Annotated in this window: 19 protein-coding genes; 14 read left to right on the top strand and 5 right to left on the bottom strand. The window is 61.7% G+C overall.

Annotated elements, in window-relative coordinates; genetic code table 11:
- Positions 1-16 precede the first annotated feature (16 nt).
- The 7 genes from ENJ54_03110 to ENJ54_03080 all read left to right on the top strand — a co-directional run bounded on the left by ENJ54_03110 (position 17) and on the right by ENJ54_03080 (position 5,721).
- Positions 17-859: a twin-arginine translocation signal domain-containing protein gene (locus ENJ54_03110; protein HFC08837.1), complete on the top strand. Its 843-nt coding sequence runs from the start codon at positions 17-19 to the stop codon at positions 857-859.
- Positions 860-876: 17 nt separating this feature from the next.
- Positions 877-1,866: an ornithine cyclodeaminase gene (locus ENJ54_03105; protein HFC08836.1), complete on the top strand. Its 990-nt coding sequence runs from the start codon at positions 877-879 to the stop codon at positions 1,864-1,866.
- An 82-nt stretch (positions 1,867-1,948) separates the two neighbouring features.
- A complete protein-coding gene (locus ENJ54_03100) occupies positions 1,949-3,103 on the top strand; it encodes an FAD-binding oxidoreductase (protein HFC08835.1) in 1,155 nt (384 codons plus the stop codon).
- A 59-nt stretch (positions 3,104-3,162) separates the two neighbouring features.
- A complete protein-coding gene (locus ENJ54_03095; protein HFC08834.1) occupies positions 3,163-4,326 on the top strand; it encodes a CinA family nicotinamide mononucleotide deamidase-related protein in 1,164 nt (387 codons plus the stop codon).
- Positions 4,323-5,198 (top strand): bifunctional methylenetetrahydrofolate dehydrogenase/methenyltetrahydrofolate cyclohydrolase FolD, encoded by an 876-nt coding sequence (folD, locus tag ENJ54_03090; protein ID HFC08833.1) that lies wholly within the window; start codon positions 4,323-4,325, stop codon positions 5,196-5,198. The genes ENJ54_03095 and folD overlap by 4 nt, the downstream gene beginning before the upstream one ends.
- A 14-nt stretch (positions 5,199-5,212) precedes the next feature.
- The gene (locus tag ENJ54_03085; protein ID HFC08832.1) at positions 5,213-5,494 is read left to right on the top strand and encodes a DUF3592 domain-containing protein; all 282 of its coding nucleotides are present in this window, start codon (positions 5,213-5,215) and stop codon (positions 5,492-5,494) included.
- An 11-nt stretch (positions 5,495-5,505) separates the two neighbouring features.
- Entirely contained in the window at positions 5,506-5,721 is a 216-nt protein-coding gene (locus tag ENJ54_03080) for a hypothetical protein (GenBank protein ID HFC08831.1), read from the top strand.
- A 120-nt stretch (positions 5,722-5,841) separates the two neighbouring features.
- Here ENJ54_03080 and ENJ54_03075 read toward each other — a convergent pair whose 3' ends face one another.
- From ENJ54_03075 to ENJ54_03060, 4 genes are all read right to left on the bottom strand, one after another.
- Positions 5,842-6,942 carry an aminopeptidase P family protein gene (locus ENJ54_03075; GenBank protein HFC08830.1) on the bottom strand — a complete coding sequence of 367 codons (1,101 nt, stop codon included), beginning with the start codon at positions 6,940-6,942 and terminating at the stop codon, positions 5,842-5,844.
- A gap of 74 nt (positions 6,943-7,016) precedes the next feature.
- A complete protein-coding gene (locus tag ENJ54_03070) occupies positions 7,017-7,343 on the bottom strand; it encodes a hypothetical protein (protein HFC08829.1) in 327 nt (108 codons plus the stop codon).
- A 201-nt stretch (positions 7,344-7,544) separates the two neighbouring features.
- The gene (locus ENJ54_03065) at positions 7,545-7,754 is read right to left on the bottom strand and encodes a cold-shock protein (protein HFC08828.1); all 210 of its coding nucleotides are present in this window, start codon (positions 7,752-7,754) and stop codon (positions 7,545-7,547) included.
- 206 nt (positions 7,755-7,960) lie between these two features.
- Positions 7,961-9,673 carry a long-chain fatty acid--CoA ligase gene (locus ENJ54_03060; protein HFC08827.1) on the bottom strand — a complete coding sequence of 571 codons (1,713 nt, stop codon included), beginning with the start codon at positions 9,671-9,673 and terminating at the stop codon, positions 7,961-7,963.
- A gap of 161 nt (positions 9,674-9,834) precedes the next feature.
- Between ENJ54_03060 and ENJ54_03055 the strand changes: the two genes are divergently transcribed.
- The 7 genes from ENJ54_03055 to ENJ54_03025 are packed head-to-tail and all read left to right on the top strand — an operon-like array spanning position 9,835 to position 16,457.
- Positions 9,835-11,805, top strand: a complete 1,971-nt coding sequence (locus tag ENJ54_03055; GenBank protein ID HFC08826.1) for a serine/threonine-protein kinase — start codon at positions 9,835-9,837, stop codon at positions 11,803-11,805.
- A gap of 39 nt (positions 11,806-11,844) precedes the next feature.
- Positions 11,845-12,393 (top strand): hypothetical protein, encoded by a 549-nt coding sequence (locus tag ENJ54_03050; protein HFC08825.1) that lies wholly within the window; start codon positions 11,845-11,847, stop codon positions 12,391-12,393.
- 45 nt (positions 12,394-12,438) lie between these two features.
- On the top strand, positions 12,439-13,476 hold the full coding sequence (locus tag ENJ54_03045) for a serine/threonine-protein phosphatase (GenBank protein ID HFC08824.1): 1,038 nt from the start codon (positions 12,439-12,441) through the stop codon (positions 13,474-13,476).
- Positions 13,477-13,488: 12 nt separating this feature from the next.
- Positions 13,489-14,943, top strand: a complete 1,455-nt coding sequence (locus ENJ54_03040) for a VWA domain-containing protein (protein HFC08823.1) — start codon at positions 13,489-13,491, stop codon at positions 14,941-14,943.
- On the top strand, positions 14,940-15,458 hold the full coding sequence (locus ENJ54_03035; GenBank protein ID HFC08822.1) for an FHA domain-containing protein: 519 nt from the start codon (positions 14,940-14,942) through the stop codon (positions 15,456-15,458). Before ENJ54_03040 ends, ENJ54_03035 begins: the two co-directional genes overlap by 4 nt.
- A 3-nt stretch (positions 15,459-15,461) precedes the next feature.
- Entirely contained in the window at positions 15,462-15,704 is a 243-nt protein-coding gene (locus tag ENJ54_03030) for a hypothetical protein (GenBank protein ID HFC08821.1), read from the top strand.
- Between the two features lie 12 nt (positions 15,705-15,716).
- Positions 15,717-16,457, top strand: a complete 741-nt coding sequence (locus ENJ54_03025; protein HFC08820.1) for a response regulator transcription factor — start codon at positions 15,717-15,719, stop codon at positions 16,455-16,457.
- Positions 16,458-16,478: 21 nt separating this feature from the next.
- Here the strand turns inward: ENJ54_03025 and ENJ54_03020 are convergent, their stop codons facing one another.
- A complete protein-coding gene (locus ENJ54_03020) occupies positions 16,479-17,462 on the bottom strand; it encodes a serine/threonine protein kinase (GenBank protein ID HFC08819.1) in 984 nt (327 codons plus the stop codon).
- Positions 17,463-17,473 lie beyond the last annotated feature (11 nt).

Genomic DNA, 17,473 nt, shown 5'->3' with positions numbered 1-17,473 from the left:
TCATTTCGGAGGCAATATGCCCCTTTCCCGCCGAGACTTTCTCAAACTAAGCGCCCTGGGCGCGGCGGCTGTGGTTGCTCCCCGGCCGCGGCTGACGGCGCGCGCTGCGGCTGGCGGATTGCCGGAAGGCGTGTATCACATCCGCACCATTGACCCGCGCTTTGGCGTGCTGCTCAGCGTGGACGATGGCTATTCGGAGACGTTTTCCCGCATTGCCGCCGTCATTCGCCGCAAGAAGTGCCCGATTGCCTTTTTCCCCATGGGGCGCATGTTGCACATCCTTGCCGACCTCGACGGCGAAAACCTGCTGGAAGTGCTGGTGGAAAACGGCTGCATCATCGGCAATCACTCGTATTCCCACCCGTATTTTACCCATCTGGACGACAAACAAATCGCCGAGGAACTGCTGAACTGGGAAAAGGCGCTGGCCAACGCCCTGGGCACCGACTACCTGCGGATGATGAAAGACCGTTTTCCCTATTTCCGCATTCCTTTTGGCGCGGGCAAAAATACGCCGCGGGTGCACCGGGTGGTCACCAGCCTGGGCTACAAACTGGTTGATTGGACATGGGATGACGGCGCGCTCCTCACCGAGTATCATGCCATCGACCGCCCGGAGGAAGCCCTCAAGCAGCCGCTGTTCGGCAAAATTGTGACGGCCATCAAGCAGTCTACCGACTCGTTGCACCGCGGCGATATCGCGTTGATGCATTCCAACTGGTGGGATGCTTATGCCTTCGAAGCCTTGTGTGACCGAGCCCTGGCCCTTGGCCTGGCCGACCCGGAAACCAGCCTGGCAGGCACTTTTGCCATCCTCAACCGGTTGGCTGACCGGCCGTGGGGGGGCGCCACCCCGTAACTGTTGGGAGAAAGCCTATGCTCATTTTGACCGCCGAAGAAGTCCGCCAAGCCCTTCCCATGTCTGCTGCCATTGAAGCCGTCAAAGCGGCCTACCGCGCGCTCTCAGCGGGGGAAGCCGAGGTGCCCCTGCGCCTTTCGCTGCCCGTCGCGCCGCACGAGGGCGTGAGTTTGTTTATGCCGGCCTATGTCGGCGGAAAGGCCGAAGAAGCCCTCACCGTCAAGGTGGTGTCGGTCTTCCCCCACAACCCTGAGCGCGAGATGCCCACGATTTACGCCGCGGTGCTGGTGCTGGAACCCGACACCGGCCGCCCCCTCGCGCTACTGGAGGGCGGCACGCTGACGGCCCTGCGCACGGGGGCGGCCTCGGGCGCAGCCACCGATGTGCTTGCCCGCCCCGAAAGCCGCGTGCTTGCCGTGTTCGGCGCGGGCACCCAGGGGCGCACCCAGGCCGAAGCCGTGTGCACCGTGCGCCCTATCGAGACCGTGTGGGTGTACGACGTCAGCCGCGAGCGCGCCGAGGCCTTTACCGCGGAAATGGCCGGTTTTGGCCCCGTGCCGCGCGATGTGCGCGTGGCTTCCACCCCTGCGGAAGCCGTGCGCGACGCGGACGTCATCTGCACCGCGACCATCGCCACCCGGCCCGTTTTTGATGACGCCGACCTCAAACCCGGCGTGCACATCAACGGCATCGGCGCCTATACCCCCGAAATGGCCGAGGTGCCGCCCGAAACCGTGGCCCGGGCGCTGGTGGTGGTGGATTCCCGCGAAGCCGTGTTGGCCGAAGCCGGCGACCTGATTCAGCCCATTGAAGCGGGCATCATCACCGCTGATCACATCCACGCCGAACTGGGCGAAATTCTGCTGGGGCGCAAGCCCGGACGCACCAGCGAAGCCCAAATCACCTTCTTCAAGTCCGTAGGCGTGGCCGTGCAGGATGCCATGGCTTCTCAAGTCGCGCTGCGAAACGCAAAAGCGCAAGGATTGGGGAAGGAAGTGGCGTTTTAAGTGTCTTAGTGTCAAGTGTTCCGGTGTCCGGTGCATCGGCGTTTTCACAACTCGCAACTCTTAATTTCCCTTGGAGGCTTCCATGACCGACTTCCCAAAAACTGCCGAAATCGTCATCGTTGGCGGCGGGGTGATGGGCGCGAGCATTGCCTATCACCTCGCGGCGCGCGGCCAGAAAGGCGTTGTGCTGCTGGAAAAGGAATCGTTTTTCGGCCTCGGCGCAACGGGGCGCTGCGCAGGCGGCGTGCGTTACCAGTTTTCCACCGAAATCAACATCCGCCTTTCGCTGGAAAGCCTGCCCATGCTGGAACGCTTCCCCGAGGAGATCGGCTACCCCATTGACTACCGCCAAATTGGCTACCTTTTCGTGCTCACCAACGAAAGAGACGTCGCCACCTTCAAGGAAGTGGTTGCCCTGCAGCACCGCCTGGGCGTGAACACCGAATGGTGGAGCGGCGACGACGTCCGCAAGCGCCTGCCGATGATGCGCTGGGACGATGCACTGGCCGCGACCTTCAACCCCAAAGACGGCCTGGTGGACCCCAACGGCGTGGTCATGGGCTATACCCAGCGGGCGCGGCAGTTGGGGGCAAAGACCCTCACCGATGTGGAAGTGACCGGCATTCAAGTGGAAGGCGGCAAGGTCGTGGGCGTGGAAACCAACCGCGGCACCATTGCCACGCCCATCGTGGTCAACGCGGCCGGGCCGTGGGCCGGCCTTGTCGGCAAAATGGCGGGTGTGGAGATCCCCATTGACCCCATCCGCCGCCAGTGGCTCACCACCACCCCGCTGGAACTGCCGCCCGACTTCCCCTTTGTGATTGACTTTGCCCAAAGCCTCTACTTCCACCCCGAGGGCGAGGGGCTGCTGACTGGCATGTCCAACCCCAACGAAAAACCCGGCTTCAGCCAGGTCGTGGACCCCGATTGGGAACTGGTGCACATGGAGGCCGCCATCGAGCGCTTCCCGCTGCTGGAACGCGCCGGCGCGGTTTCCCGGGTGGCGGGCCTCTACGAAGTCACCCCCGACGCGCACCCGATTTTCGGCAAAACGCCGGTGGAAGGCTTCTACGTTTGCGCCGGTTTCTCCGGCCACGGCTTCATGCATGGCCCGGTGGCGGGCAAACTGATGACCGAAATCATCCTCGACGGCCAGGCTAAAACGGTCGACGTCTCCACCCTCGACCTCGCCCGCTTCACCGAAGGCCGCCTCATCGAGGAATACAACGTCGTTTGACCCCCGACCATCTGACTACCAGACTGTCTGACTACCCGACTACCCCAAAGCGAGTTTTTATGCCAAGTGCTGAGATTCTCACCATCGGAACCGAGTTGTTGCTGGGCGAAATTGTCGACACCAACAGCCGCTACATCGCCCGCCGCTTGCGCGACGCAGGCATTGACCTTTACCGCACCACCACCGTGGGCGACAACGCGGCGCGCATTGCCCAGGCCGTGCGGGAAGCCCTCGACCGCGCCGACATCGTGATTACCACCGGCGGCCTTGGCCCCACAGTGGACGACCCCACCCGCCAGGCTGTGGCCGACGCGGTGGGCGTGCCGCTGGAATTCCGCCCCGAACTGTGGAAGGCCATTCAGGAGCGCTTTGCCCAATATGGCCGCCAGCCCACCGAAAACAACCGGCGGCAGGCGTTCATTCCTCAGGGCGCGCAGGCCATTCACAACCCCGTGGGCACTGCACCTGCCTTCGCGGTGGAAACCCCCGACGGCGTGGTGATTTCCCTGCCCGGCGTGCCGCGCGAAATGGAATACCTTTTCACCCACGAAGTGCTGCCCTATTTGCAGCGGCGCTTCAACCTGCGCGGTGTCATCCTTGCCCGCGTGCTGCACACCGCGGGGATGCCCGAAAGCGCGCTCGATGAGCAAATCGGCGACCTGGAGCGCCTGAGCAACCCCACCGTGGGGCTGCTCGCCCACCCCGGCCAAGTAGATATCCGCATCACGGCCAAGGCCGAAAGCGAAGAAGTCGCGCAGGAGATGATTGCCGAGGTGGAAGCCGAACTGCGTCGCCGCCTCGGCACCCGCATTTACGGCGCAGATGGCGAAACGCTGGAAAGCGTGCTCTCGAAGCAGTTTGCCGCACTCGGCTTGACCTTTACGGTGTTGGAAGCCGGGTTGGGAGGATTGTTGCTTCAGCGGGTGGGGCACGTCGCGGGGTTCCTGGGCGGCAAAATGGAAGCCGACCCGCTTTCGCCGGAGGTTTTGGCGACCCGCACGCGGGCATGTTGTGATGTGCGCGAGGCCGATTGGGCGGTGGGCGTCAGTTTGTTCCCAGCCGAGGGCGCCAATCGCTGCCACGTGGTGCTGGCGCGCCCGGAAGGCGATGAATTGCGCGAATTCCACTTCGGCGGTCCGCCCCAAATGGCGCCTAACTGGGCTACCAACATGGTGCTCAACTTGCTGCGCCGCCGTTTGCTTGAGATGGAGGACACCCCATGACTGCGAAAATCATCGACGGAAAGGCCGTTGCCGAGCGCATTCGGGCGCAGATTGCCGCGGAAGTGCAGCAACGTGTGGGAAACGGCCTGCCCCGCCCCGGCCTGGCGACCGTGCTGGTGGGCGACAACCCGGCTTCCCAAATCTATGTCCGTATGAAGCACAAAGCCTGTGAACAGGTGGGCATCAACTCCTTTGGCTACGAACTTCCCGCCGATGCCTCGCAAGAGGAAGTCGAAGCCCTGGTGGAACGTCTGAATGCCGACCCTGCAATCCACGGCATTTTGGTGCAACTCCCCCTGCCCGCCGGGCTGGATGAGGAAAAGGTGTTAGGGCGTATCCGGCTGGAAAAGGATGTAGACGGCTTCCACCCCCTCAACATTGGCCGCCTGGCGCAAAAAGGCCGCGAGCCGCTGTTCGTGCCCTGCACGCCCGCGGGCATCATGGTGCTGTTGGAAGAGGCGGGCGTCACCCTGGAAGGCGCCCGCGCGGTGGTGCTGGGGCGTTCCAACATTGTGGGGATGCCGGTGTCGCTTTTGCTCCTGCGCCGTAATGCCACGGTCACGGTGTGCCATTCCCGCACGCGCGATTTGCCTGCGGTGACGCGGGAAGCCGACGTGCTCATCGCCGCGGTAGGGCGCGCGGCCATGGTGCGCGGCGATTGGGTAAAGCCCGGCGCGGTGGTCATCGACGTTGGCGTGAACCGGGTGGAAGACCCCACCGCGAAGAAGGGGTATCGCCTGGTGGGCGATGTGGCCTTTGAGGAGGTGAAAGAGATAGCCGCGGCCATCACGCCGGTGCCAGGTGGTGTGGGGCCGATGACCATCGCCATGCTGCTGAAAAATACCCTGCGCGCGGCGAAGCTGGTCGATTGAGCGGAGCCGTTGCCATGGGGACTTCCTGCTGGTGGTTGGCCCAGGCGGCGGCTGGCGTGCTGGCGTTGTTTGGTATCGCTTTGGTGGGGTGGTATGGTTACACCTGCCGGCAAGCCAGCGCAAGCCGCCGCTGGCCCACCGCGGTGGGCACGATTACCGAGGCGGAGGTGCAGAAGTCCGTAGAGGTAATTCGCTCTCGAATGCATCGCGTTTTTGCATCCAGGCCTGAAGTGTATTTCGTGGTGGTGAAGTACGCTTACAGTGTGTTGGGCAAGCCCTATGAAGGGTATCGGTAGGCCCTAAAGGGGTGTTGGTTTTTAGCAACAAAGCCTTGGCCGAAGCCGCGGTAGCGCGTTATGCTCCCGGCAGCACGGTGGAAGTGCACTACGACCCGCGGCAACCCGAGGTCGCCATGCTGGAAACCGACACGCCGCCGCTGGCGCCTTTGCTGGTGGGCGTTTTCATGGGGGCGGTGGCAGCCGTGTTGCTGCTGAAGGCGAGTTCCTGGTGCCTCTTTTTTTGATGCTTTCTGGAAAAATCAAACCCATTGCCTGACCAGGGCAATGGGTTAAAGCGGGCGGGTGGTTGCTCGTTTTGTGGTGCTTTGTTCGGCGCAAACGCCGCGCCGCGGGCTGATGCGCGGCTATCCCAGCCGCTGAAGGCCGCGTGGAAAATCGCTCAGGCTGCGCGCGCCATCGGCGGTGATGACGACATCGTCTTCCACCCGCGCACCGCCGCGGCCGGGCAGGTAGATGCCGGGCTCCACGGTGAACACCATGCCGGGGCGCAGTGCCTCGTCATTGTCGGCAAAAATGAATGGTCGCTCGTGGGCATCCATGCCCAGCCCGTGGCCGGTGCGGTGGGTGAAATAGCCGCCATAGCCCGCCGCGGCGATGACTCCGCGGGCGGCTTTGTCCACCTCGCCGGCGGGAATGCCAGGGCGGGCGGCTTCCCGCCCTGCGGCGTTGGCCTGCTGCACGATGGCCGCGATGTGTGCCAGTTCCTCATCTACCTCGCCGATGGCGAACGTGCGGGTGAGGTCGGAAAAATAACCCTGATGGGTGGCGCCCCAGTCGATGATGAGTAAATCGCCGGGCTGGATGGGGCGGTCGGTGGGCACGGCATGGGGGTTGGCGCTGTTGGGGCCTGCTGCCACGATGGGCTGGAAGGGCAATTCTGGCTCAGAACCGTGGCGGAGCAACTGCGCCACCAGTTCGGCGGCCAGTGCTTTTTCGGTCATGCCCACGCGGAAGGTCTGCAGTGTGGCGGTGAGGGCTTCCTGCGCGATGTGCACGGCGTATTCCATCGCGGCGATTTCCTCTGCGTCTTTGCTCACCCGCAGGGCTGCGATGATTTTAGCAGCCGATGGGAAAACCGCGTGGGGCGCGGCGGCTTCCAGAAAACGCAGTTCCAGCACCCGCAGGCGGTCGGGTTCCACCCCAATGCGGGCTTGCTGAAGCCCTAAGGCCTCCATCGCGCTGCGGAAGGCGTCGTGCCAGTGGGCGGGGTCTTCGTCGTAGAAGAAAGGCTGAATATCCCCCCGGTCGGCCACTTTGGGGGCTTCCAGCCGCGGCAGCACGATGGTCTGCTGGCCTGTGGCGGTGAAAAAGGCCACCACGGGCCGTTCCATGAGGTGAAAGCGCAGGCCGGTGAGATAAACCAGCGAGGGGCCGGGGTTGAGCGCGAGGGCGTCCAGTTGGGCGCGCTGCAATGCTGCTTGCAGGCGGCGCTGGCGAGGATGCATGGGTGCCTCCTGGAAACGGGATGCTGCTATTATAAGCCCGACAGGCTGATGCCGCCCTCGGTGAGGCCTGTTTTTTAGTCGGCGTCGAGGTCGATTTCTAAGCCCCCGGCAATTTTTGCCACCAGGTTGTAAATCAAAGCGCCGATGAGCCAAACGACGGCTATCGCCACGGCCTCGATGAGGATGACGGCGATGTAGATCGCGAGGGCTCCTACCAGGCCGCCGCCCAGCATGTGCAGCGCGCTCGATTGGTCTGGCGCGGCAGATGCCAGCAGGCCGGGCATGGCGACCATGGGCAGGAAGAGGAAGAAACAGCCAAAAATGGCGGTTAGCAGCCCGCCCAACAGGCAGCCGACTTTGCCGGCAGAAAAGGGATTGATGGAACGGATTTCTTTACGCATGATGCGCCTCCAGAGAAGGAATCATCAGACCAGGGAATCCAGCGTGCTGTGTCCTCATCTTAGCATAAAAACGGCTGTTTTGTGGTGAGGAAGGAAGCGGCGCGCTTGGGCTGCGGTGCGGTCGTGGGAATGCTTTGGCTTCAATGCCCTTTAAAACGAAACAGCCCGTCCGAAGACGGGCTGAGGGATGTGCGTCGTCGTTTAGAGAGGCACAACGTTGGCAGCCTGCAATCCTTTCGGGCCCTGCTCGATGGAGAATTCCACTTTTTGGCCTTCTTCCAGGGAGCGGTAGCCGTCCATCTGGATGGCGCTATAGTGAACGAAAACGTCCTCGCCATCCTCGCGCCCAATAAAGCCGAAGCCCTTGGTCGCATTGAACCATTTGACCGTACCGATGTAACGTTCAGACATGCTTACTATCTCCTTACAAAAAATTTGCAGCGGCCCCTCGGCCGCCGCCTTGGGTAGTGCTCTTTGGCTGCGGTTGTCCGTGCCTCCGATGCGCACCAAGGATAACACCCCCCGCCCCCTACGTCAAGCAAATGACAGGCGTTGGGAAAAAGTGCAAGGAGCAGCCCTGGTTGGCTGCTCCCTGGTCAAGGCAAAGCGAGAGGCGATCAGCCGTTTTTCTCCTGCTGCTCGGCTTCCAGGTGCTGGCGCACCAGTTCGCGCCGCAAAATCTTGCCCACAGTGGTTTTCGGCAGTTCGTTGCGGAATTCCACGTGGGTGGGCACCTTGAATTTTGCCAGCCGGTCGCGGCACCAGGTTTTGATTTCCTCGGCTGTGAGGCTCTTGCCGGGCTTGGGGACAATCCACGCTTTCACGGTTTCCCCGCGGTAGGGGTCGGGAATGCCGGCCACGGCGACTTCCAGCACGTCGGGGTGGGCGGCGATGACTTCTTCCACTTCTCGCGGCCACACCTGGTAACCGCCGGGCTTGATAACCTCTTTCTTGCGGTCGACGATGTAGAAATAGCCGTCTTCATCCATGTAGGCAATGTCGCCGGTGAAGAGCCAGACCTGGCCGTCTTCCCACTGGCGCAGCACGTTGGCGGTTTCGGTGGGCATGTTATGGTAGCCCTTCATCACCTGCGGGCCGTGGATGACTAATTCGCCCACCTCGCCGGTTGGCAGTTCGGTTTTGCCGTCGTCCAGGCTGATGATTTTGGCATCCACATCGGGCAGTGGCAGGCCGATGGAGCCGGTGCGGTTTTCGCCCAGCACAGGGTTGCAGTGGGTGGCGGTGGGGGCTTCCGAGAGGCCATAGCCCTCGAAGACTTTACCGCCGGTGAGGGCTTCGAATTTCTCTTTGGTTTCCCGCATCAGCGGGGCCGAGCCGGAGATGCAGACTTTGATGCTGCTCAGGTCGTATTTGCCAGCCACCACCTCGGGGTAGTTGTTGATGGCGTTGTAGAGGGTGGGTACCCCGGGGAAAATCGAGGCGTGGTATTTCTGGATGTTGCCCAAAACATCTTTCAAATTGCGCGGGTCGGGCACCATGACCAGCGTGGCGCCGGAGGCAATGCCGAACAACATGCCGGAGACCATGCCGTAAACGTGGAAGAGCGGGATGGCCATCAGCACGACTTCGTTGCCCTCTTCGAGGTTGGGCACCCAGTTTTTGATTTGCAGAGTGTTGGCTACCAGATTGCGGTGCAGCGCCACCGCGCCTTTGGAAAGCCCGGTCGTGCCGCCGGTGTATTGGAAGAGCGCGACGTCTTCCGGCCCTACGGCGACTTTGGGGCGGTCGGCAGGCTGGTGAGCGGCAATGAGATCCTGCATCCACACGTCGTTGTCGCGCAAGGTGACGCGAAAGCCGCCCTTTTTCTCTTGGGTGAGGGTAAAGAGGAAGCGGAGAACCGGCGGCAAGGTTTCTTTGAGGTTGGTGACGACCAGCCGCTTCAGTTGGGTCTTGGGTTGCACCTCTTTGATGCGCTCGTAGTAGTTGCTCATGACCACCATGTACTCTACGCCCGCGTCGTTGAGCTGATGCTCGATTTCGCGGGGGCTGTAGAGTGGGTTGGTGGCAACGACCACCCCACCCACTTTGAGGATGGCGAAGTAAGCCATCACAAACTGGGGCGTGTTGGGCATGAACAGACCGACGCGGTCGCCCTTGCGAATGCCAAGGTCGTAGAGGCCCGCTGCAAGGCGGTCGGTCAGGTCGTTGAGTTCCCGGTAAGTGATTTTCGCTCCCTTGAAAATCGTAGCCGGGCGGTTGGGGTATTTCCGGGCGTCCTCTTCCAGGAAGTGGAACAGCGGCACAGGGGGATAATCAATGTGGAACGGCACCCCCTCATCATAATGCCGGAACCAGGGGCGGTTTTCCATCGGTGTACCTCCTCCATCCATCAAAGGGAAATCAGCCGTGCCAGCGCGCGGCATGTCCATCCATCCGCGAGTAAGTATAGGATGAGAGGAAGGAAAAGTCAACTTTGCAAAGTTTGCAAAACCTCCAGCAAGCGGCTATAATAACCTTACCGTGATTCAGCGTGCAAAGGCTGTTTTCACGAGGGAGGGAAGCCGCACGCCTGATCAGGAGGTACAAACTGGAAACCCGGCGCATTACCCAGAAACTGGAAACCGAAACCCCACCGGAAACAGGGCATCGCCTGACCCCAGGCATGGCGCTGGCCGACCGTTATTTAATTCAAGAAGTTGTCGGTGTGGGCGGTATGAGCGCGGTCTACCGGGCGCGCGATCTGCATTTCCCCAACATCGTCAAACTGGTGGCGGTCAAGGAAATGCACATTCAGACCAACGACCCGGCTACCCGCGAAACCATGTTCCGCAACTTCGAGCGGGAAGCCCACATCATTGCCAGTTTGAGCCATCCTGCGATTCCCCACATTTACGATTATTTTACCCACAATGCGCGGGCCTACCTGGTGCTGGAATTCATCAACGGCCGTGACCTGGAAGACGTGCTCAACAGCACCGAGGGCTTCCTGCCTGAAGAGCAGGTGTTGGCCTGGGCCATTGAACTGTGCGACGTTCTCCATTACCTTCACACCCGCCAGCCGACGCCTGTCATTTTCCGCGATATGAAGCCTTCCAACGTCATGCTGACGGCGTCGGGCAAACTGATGGTGGTAGATTTTGGCATTGCCAAATTGTTCCAGGCCGGGCAGAAAGGCACGATGATTGGCACCGAAGGCTATGCCCCGCCGGAACAATATCGCGGCGAGGCCACGCCCCTGGTGGATATTTACGCCCTGGGCGCGACGCTGCACCATCTGCTGACGCGGCGCGACCCGCGCTCTGAGCCGCCGTTTTCGTTCCACGAGCGGCCAGTGCGCAGCATCAACCCCAGTGTTTCCCCCGAGTTTGAGGCTGTGATTCAGCGGGCAGTGGAGTACAGCCCTGAGAAACGCTTCCAAAGCGCGATGGAGATGAAAGCCGCTTTGCTGGCCGTGGCCCGCAAGACTGGAACGCTCTCGCTGCTGAGCGCCAGTCTCAAAGGCGAAACGCATAGCATGACGGCCGGGTTGGTGGGGCAGGGCGACATTAAGCCCATCTGGGTTTTCGAAGCGGAAGACGAAATTCGCGGCACGCCGCTTTTCCACGATGGCGTGGTGTATATCGGCTCTTACGACACCAACGTGTATGCCTTGCGGGCCAGCGATGGCGAAATGCTGTGGAAGTTCCCCACTCACGATGGGGTGGTGACCCGCCCCCTGGCCGACAAAAAGCACCTTTACTTCGGCTCACGCGACGGCAAATTCTATGCCGTGGTGCGCGCCTATGGCCGCCAGGCATGGACGTATGGCACGCAAAGCCCTATTTATTCCTCGGCGCGCATGTCGGAGGGGTATCTTTTCTTTGGGGCTGACGATGGCCGCCTGCACGTGGTGCATGCCAGCAGCGGGCGGCGCGTGTGGGCTTTCGAATCCGGCGCGCCTATTCGCTCTACCCCGGCGTTGGGTGAGCAGCATGTCTATTTTGGCAACGAGGCCGGCGAGTTTTACGCGCTTGATTTCCGCGGCAAACTGCTGTGGCGCTACCGCGCCAAGCGCAGCATCACGGCCTCGCCCACGGTGATTGCCAAAACCGCCTACTTTGCTGACCTCAGCGGGGTGCTCCACGCGCTGGATGCGGAAAGCGGCTGGGTGTTGTGGCGCTACCGCATGGGCAAGGGGACGGTCTCTTCCCCCGCGGTCGAGGATCGCTATGTGGTGGTTGGCTCGGCCGACGGGCATGTGTATTGCATCGATGGCGAACGCGGGCGCGAATTGTGGCGTTTCAAAACCGAGCACCAGGTGCCCGGCTCGCCGGTGATTTATCAAGATGTGGTTTACATCGGCTCAGCCGATGGCAATATGTATGCGCTGGATCTGCACAATGGTCGCTTGCGCTGGAAATTCCCCACCGATGGCCCGGTCATCGGGGGGGGCGTGATTTATAACAACGTCCTTTATTTTGGCTCGACCGACCACCGTCTTTACGCTTTGGTGATTGCTTGAGGCCTGGGCGCTTCAAGCCTCCTTCATGAGGAGAAAAAGATGAAACGATATGCTGTGTTCTTCTTGATGTTTGTAGGAAGTCTGGGATTGGCCGCGTGCGGCGGCGCATCGCCTACGCCCAATACGCAGGCTACTGTGCAGGCCGCTGTTGCCACGCAACTGGCAGCACTCACTCACCAGGCGCCGACGCCCGACTATCCGGCCACCATTGCTGCTCAAAGCACGCAAATTGCCGGCTGGCAGGCTACGGCATCCGCTCCTACGGCCCAGCCCCCTACGCCAGCGCCGACTCCAACGCCCGACGATGCCACCGCCCTGCGCAACGCCCTCGCGGCTTACCTCGCCTGGCCGCCTTCCCAGGTAGATATGAGCATTGGTGAAATTCGCCCCGACGGCTTCGCACGTGGCGGTGTCAAGAGGGTTGGCGAGACGATGGGTGCCGCGTGGTTTGCCGCCAAGGTGGAAGGCCTGTGGATGATCGCCTACGTCGGCCAGGGTGTGCCCCCCTGTGAGCGCGTCAACGCCCTCCACATTCCGGTGGCATGGGCCGATTATTGCATGCAGGGGAACAACACCGTGCACCGATAGCCACAGTGGGCACAGGCCAAAAGCACGGCCAAGAAGGAGCATTTTATGAAATTGCCGTTTGTAGAGCGACTTCGTGAATGGCTATCGCCGCCGGAGGCCGACCAGGGGCTGCAGCCCTCGTCACCCCCTCAAACCGAGGAACACACCCCGCAGCCCGGCCCGCAGAACCCGCCAGCCGAAGCGGAGCAGGCTACGCGGCCCATCCCTCGCGAGGAACTCCATGCTGCCGCGGGTGTTGCCAGCACCCGCCCCCTGGAAGAGGGTGAAGTGGAAAGCCTGCTGGAAACCGTGGGCGTGCCGTTGCGCCCCGACCAGGTGAACGTCGGCCTGGGGTATTCCACCGGCTTGCAGCGAGAGCACAACGAAGATGCGCTCTACGCGACGGTTTCTAACCTCAGCGCCAATGGGCGCGATCACCTTTTTGGGTTGTTTGTTGTTGCCGATGGCATGGGAGGGCACCAGCACGGCGAGGTGGCTTCCGAGGTCGCGGCCCGCGCGATGGCCCAGTATTTGATGGACGCGGTCCACAGCCCGCTTTTCAAAGTCAACCCCGAAGTGCCGCAAGAAGCCCTGATGGATCTGATGCGCGAGGGCGTACGCCGTGCCCACCGGGCAGTGGTGGAATACGCCCCTGGCGGGGGCACGACGATTACCGCGGCCTTGTTGCTCAACGAACAAATTACCATCGCCCACGTTGGCGATAGCCGCGCTTATGCTATTTTCCCCGATGGGCGGATGGAGGTGTTGACCCGCGACCACTCGCTGGTGAAACGGCTGGAAGAACTGGGGCAGTTGACAGCCGAAGAGGCGGCTATTCACCCCCAACGCAATGTGCTTTACCGCGCTTTGGGCCAGGCAGAGCCATTTGACCCCGACGTGTTTATCACCCCCGCCCCGCGCCAGGGCTTCCTGATGCTGTGCTCCGATGGCCTGTGGGGCGTGGTTTCGGAAGAGGACCTGTTCCAGATTGTCGTTTCTGCGCCTTCCCCTGCCGTGGCGTGTCAGGAACTGGTCAAGGCGGCCAACGCGGGTGGCGGACCGGATAACATTTCCGTCATCCTGGTCCAATTCCCACGCAAGTAGGGGGAGGCACCGATGCAGGACTATTACCAGATCCTGGGCGTGCCGCGAGACGCCACACCGCAAGAGATTAAGAAAGCCTATCTTGCGCTGGTGCGGCGCTACCACCCCGATGTAGCCCCCGACCCCCAGGCGCACGAAATCTTCCTGCGTGTGCAGGAAGCCTATGAAGTGCTTTCGGACAGCCTGAAACGGGCTGAATATGATGCCACCCTGCCCCCGGAGCCGTTGCTGGTGCACCTCAGCACCAGCCGGGCCAGCCTGCTGCGGGTCAACGAGCCCCAACTGGTATATGCCCTGGTGACTCTGCGCCCTTCGGCTGCTGCTTTGCAGCAAAAGCGGCGACCGTCGTTGAATATGTGCCTGGTGTTGGACCGCTCGACCTCGATGGGGGGCGCTCGGTTGGCGGCGGTCAAGCGGGCTGCCGGGTTGCTCATTGACGAACTGCGTGACGACGACATTTTCTCGGTGGTCACTTTCAACGACCGCGCCGAAGTGGTCATCCCGGCCACGCGCGGCCAGCAAAAGGATTTCCTCAGGCAGCAGATCGCGGCCATTGACGCTTTTGGCGGCACTGAAATCTTTCGCGGGCTGCAGGCGGCCTACCGGCAGGTGGGGCGTTTCTATTCGTCCGACTACCTCAACGACATCGTGCTCATCACCGACGGCCACACTTATGGCGATGAGGAAAAATGCTATCGCCTGGCCGAACAGGCGCGGCAGCGCGGCATTGTCATCAGCGGCTTGGGGCTTGGCAGCAAGTGGAACGACGCCTTTTTGGATAAACTCACGGCCATTACCGGCGGAAGCGCCCATTTGGTGACTTCCACCCGCGACATCGAAGCCTTTTTGGAAGCCCATTTCCACGGCATGGGCGACCGCTTTGCCGAGCAGGTGAGGCTGGACTTTCAACTGGGGGCAGGGGTAGAATTGCAATACGCGTTTCGCCTGACACCTATCCCCGCGCCCCTCACCCTGCAAACGCCCATGGTGTGGGGGTACGTGCCGCGCGAAGGCAAACTGGAGGTGCTGCTGGAACTGCTGGTGCAGCCGCAAGACCTGCAAGCCGAAACGCACGGCATCGTGACGGGGCAATTGCGAGCCCGCCTCTTGAACGGCCATGCTGCCCCGTGGGAGCGGCCTTTCCGTATGGCTTTGCCCCTGCGCGACGAGGCTGACCTGACCAGCCCGCCAGCGGCGTTGGTCGAAGCCATGGGCAGGCTCACCCTCTACCGGTTGCAAGAAAAAGCCCGCGCCGAAGCCAAAAGCGGCCAGGTTGACCGGGCCACGCGCCGCCTTGAGCGCCTGGCAAGCCGTCTTTTGATGGCCGGGCAACCGCGGCTCGCTCGCACGGTTCAAAAAGAGATAGAATCGCTTCGCATGACCCACACCCTCTCGGAAGCAGGTGAGAAGGCCATCAAATTTGGCACCCGCGCCCTGATTACGCCTAAAAGGGAAGAAGGCTTATGATCCGTTGTCCGGTCTGTCAGCATGAAAACTTCGATGGCGCGCTTTATTGCAGCGAATGCGGCGCGCCCCTTTACGTGCCTGCCACCACCCAAAACCTGACCGTGGGCGAAGATACCTGGCTGCCCACCTCGGAGAACTTCCGCTCTGAAGGGGCGGGCAAAGGCGCCCGCATTGTGCTTTTCCTTGTGGAAAGCGGTCAGCGCATTTTTCTGGAAAGCGGCCAGGAGTGGACCTTGGGACGGTTGGCTTCAGGGCAGGCCGTGGTGCCTGATGTGGACCTGACGGCTTACAACGCGTATGAGCAGGGCGTTTCTCGTCTTCATGCTGCTTTGCGTGTGGATGCGCATGGCCGGTTGACCATCACCGATATGGGGTCTTCCAATGGTACCCGAGTCAACGGCATCAAAATTCTTCCCAACACCCCTCACCCCCTGCAGCATGGCGACATCGTCGCCTTGGGCAAACTGGTTTTCCAGGTGCTCATTCAACCGGTTTCTACCGAGGAAGGAAAGTAGCATATGGCCGTGACGCTTGTCTTGCACATCCCCAACGAGGAACCCATCGCTGGCGAAGTAGACGAAATGCCGGGCCCTCAAGACACCCTCATTGTGCTCAACAACCCCCGGCGGCGGGACGGTAAAGACATTCACTATCTGGACCCTGAAGTTTCTACCATTATCCTTCCCCTCAGCCGCGTCACCGTGATTGAGGTCATGCCCAGCGCCGAAGAAGCCGAGATTATCGGTTTCGTGCGGGAGTAAATGGAATCTGTTATGCCAGAAGAACAAAAACGCCCTTACCGCATTCTGATTGTGGACGACGAAGATCGGATGCGCCGGTTCATCCGCCTCAACCTGGAATACGATGGCTTTGAGGTGCTGGAAGCCGCCAACGGCCGGGAAGCCCTCGACCAGGTGCGGGAAGGCTTCCCTGACCTGGTGTTGTTGGACGTGATGATGCCCGACCGTGACGGCTTTGAGGTGCTGCGGATGCTCCGGGAAATTAGCGAAGTGCCCGTCATTATGCTCACGGCCAAAGGGGAAGAAGAAGACATTGTGCGCGGCCTGGAATTGGGTGCCGACGATTACATTACCAAGCCGTTCAGCACGCGGGAACTCGTCAGCCGCATCAAGGCAGTTCTGCGTCGCACCCAGGCTGTGCGGGGATCGCTGCACGGCGTGGTGGAAGTGGATGAGCGGTTGAAAATTGACTTCGACCGGCGCGAAGTGTGGGTGGACGGGAAACTGGTCAAGTTACGCCCGACCGAATATCGCCTGCTGTATCATCTGGTGCAGAACGCAGGCTGGGTGATGACGTATGAGCAGTTGCTGACGCGTGTGTGGGGGTACGAGTATCGCGACGAATACCACTATGTCCGTCTTTACATCAATTACCTGCGCCAGAAACTGGAAGAGGACCCGTCTCACCCCAAATACATCCTCACCGAGCGGGGCGTAGGTTACCGGTTTGTGGATTTTCGCCGTAACCAGCAGCAAAAAGAAGAGGGAAAGTGATGACTGGGGGGCGCGACGCCCTCAGCGCAGTGTAAGCACAAGGCCGGCCAGTGCGAGCAAGATAGCCACCCACGTCAGCACGCGCTCGGCCGGTGCGGCGAAGAGGTCGGCCCACGTGGCGGCGGGCACCGGCGGCGCGGTGACGTAGTTGGGCATCCAGCCGCCTAACAAGGCTTCCCGGAAGGCTTCGACGCTTTCGGGGCGCTCGTCGGGGTGCAGGCGCATGGCCCAGAGGATGGCGCGCTCGGTGCGGGGGCTGATTTCGGGGTTGAAAGCCCGTGGGGGGCGGAAGACGCCGGGGTTGAGGAACCGGTCGCGGGCCGAGGGTGGTGGTTGGTTGGTCAGCAAGTGGTAGAGGGTCGCACCAAAGGCGTAAATATCGCTGCGGGCATCGGTGCGACCGGTGTCGCCGCCGTATTGTTCTAAGGGGGTGTAAAGGGCTGTGCCGCGCCCTTGCACGACCGTGACCGTGACTTCGTCCGATTCCAACACTTTCACCAGCCCGAAATCGACCAGTTTAATCACGCCGCCGGGGGTCAGTTTGAGGTTGCCGGGCTTGATGTCGCGGTGGACAATGGGCGGGTTCTGGCTGTGAAGGTAAGTGAGGGCGTCGGCCAGTTGTCCGGCCCATGCCAGCACTTGTCTTTCGGGCAAGAAACGCCCGGCATAGCGGGCTTCCTCGATCAGGGTACGGAGGTCTTTCCCCGGCACGAAGTCCATCACCAGATAATCGCGTCGCCCTTCCGAGAAGAAATCGGAAACTTTGGGCAGGTTGGGATGGTCGAGGCGCGCCAGCACGGTGGCTTCCTGCAGGAATTGGGCGCGGGCTTCTTCCAGCAGGTGTGGGGGAAGGCCGGGGTCGTGGGCGACTTCCTTGACTGCGCACAGCCGCCCCGCGAGGCGGGTGTCTTCGGCCAGGTAGACGTTGCCCATCCCACCCTGGCCGATGACACGGCGGATGAGGTAGCGCTGGTGCAGAAGGGTGTCGGGAGGGAGGGAAGGCATGGTAGGAGGGG

The organism is Chloroflexota bacterium (genome assembly GCA_011322445.1).
Lineage (GTDB): Bacteria > Chloroflexota > Anaerolineae > Anaerolineales > DRMV01 > DRMV01.
This window is presented reverse-complemented; position numbering and strand designations above follow the sequence as displayed.

Excerpts from the sequence above, each read along its gene's own strand:
- folD (HFC08833.1), top strand. The coding sequence starts at position 4,323 with ATGACTGCGAAAATCATCGACGGAAAGGCCGTTGCCGAGCGCATTCGG.
- ENJ54_03060 (HFC08827.1), bottom strand. The coding sequence starts at position 9,673 with ATGGAAAACCGCCCCTGGTTCCGGCATTATGATGAGGGGGTGCCGTTC.
- ENJ54_03110 (HFC08837.1), top strand. The coding sequence starts at position 17 with ATGCCCCTTTCCCGCCGAGACTTTCTCAAACTAAGCGCCCTGGGCGCG.
- ENJ54_03100 (HFC08835.1), top strand. The coding sequence starts at position 1,949 with ATGACCGACTTCCCAAAAACTGCCGAAATCGTCATCGTTGGCGGCGGG.
- ENJ54_03105 (HFC08836.1), top strand. The coding sequence starts at position 877 with ATGCTCATTTTGACCGCCGAAGAAGTCCGCCAAGCCCTTCCCATGTCT.
- ENJ54_03050 (HFC08825.1), top strand. The coding sequence starts at position 11,845 with ATGAAACGATATGCTGTGTTCTTCTTGATGTTTGTAGGAAGTCTGGGA.
- ENJ54_03075 (HFC08830.1), bottom strand. The coding sequence starts at position 6,942 with ATGCATCCTCGCCAGCGCCGCCTGCAAGCAGCATTGCAGCGCGCCCAA.
- ENJ54_03065 (HFC08828.1), bottom strand. The coding sequence starts at position 7,754 with ATGTCTGAACGTTACATCGGTACGGTCAAATGGTTCAATGCGACCAAG.
- ENJ54_03020 (HFC08819.1), bottom strand. The coding sequence starts at position 17,462 with ATGCCTTCCCTCCCTCCCGACACCCTTCTGCACCAGCGCTACCTCATC.
- ENJ54_03030 (HFC08821.1), top strand. The coding sequence starts at position 15,462 with ATGGCCGTGACGCTTGTCTTGCACATCCCCAACGAGGAACCCATCGCT.
- ENJ54_03095 (HFC08834.1), top strand. The coding sequence starts at position 3,163 with ATGCCAAGTGCTGAGATTCTCACCATCGGAACCGAGTTGTTGCTGGGC.
- ENJ54_03025 (HFC08820.1), top strand. The coding sequence starts at position 15,717 with ATGCCAGAAGAACAAAAACGCCCTTACCGCATTCTGATTGTGGACGAC.
- ENJ54_03070 (HFC08829.1), bottom strand. The coding sequence starts at position 7,343 with ATGCGTAAAGAAATCCGTTCCATCAATCCCTTTTCTGCCGGCAAAGTC.
- ENJ54_03040 (HFC08823.1), top strand. The coding sequence starts at position 13,489 with ATGCAGGACTATTACCAGATCCTGGGCGTGCCGCGAGACGCCACACCG.
- ENJ54_03035 (HFC08822.1), top strand. The coding sequence starts at position 14,940 with ATGATCCGTTGTCCGGTCTGTCAGCATGAAAACTTCGATGGCGCGCTT.
- ENJ54_03085 (HFC08832.1), top strand. The coding sequence starts at position 5,213 with ATGGGGACTTCCTGCTGGTGGTTGGCCCAGGCGGCGGCTGGCGTGCTG.
- ENJ54_03045 (HFC08824.1), top strand. The coding sequence starts at position 12,439 with ATGAAATTGCCGTTTGTAGAGCGACTTCGTGAATGGCTATCGCCGCCG.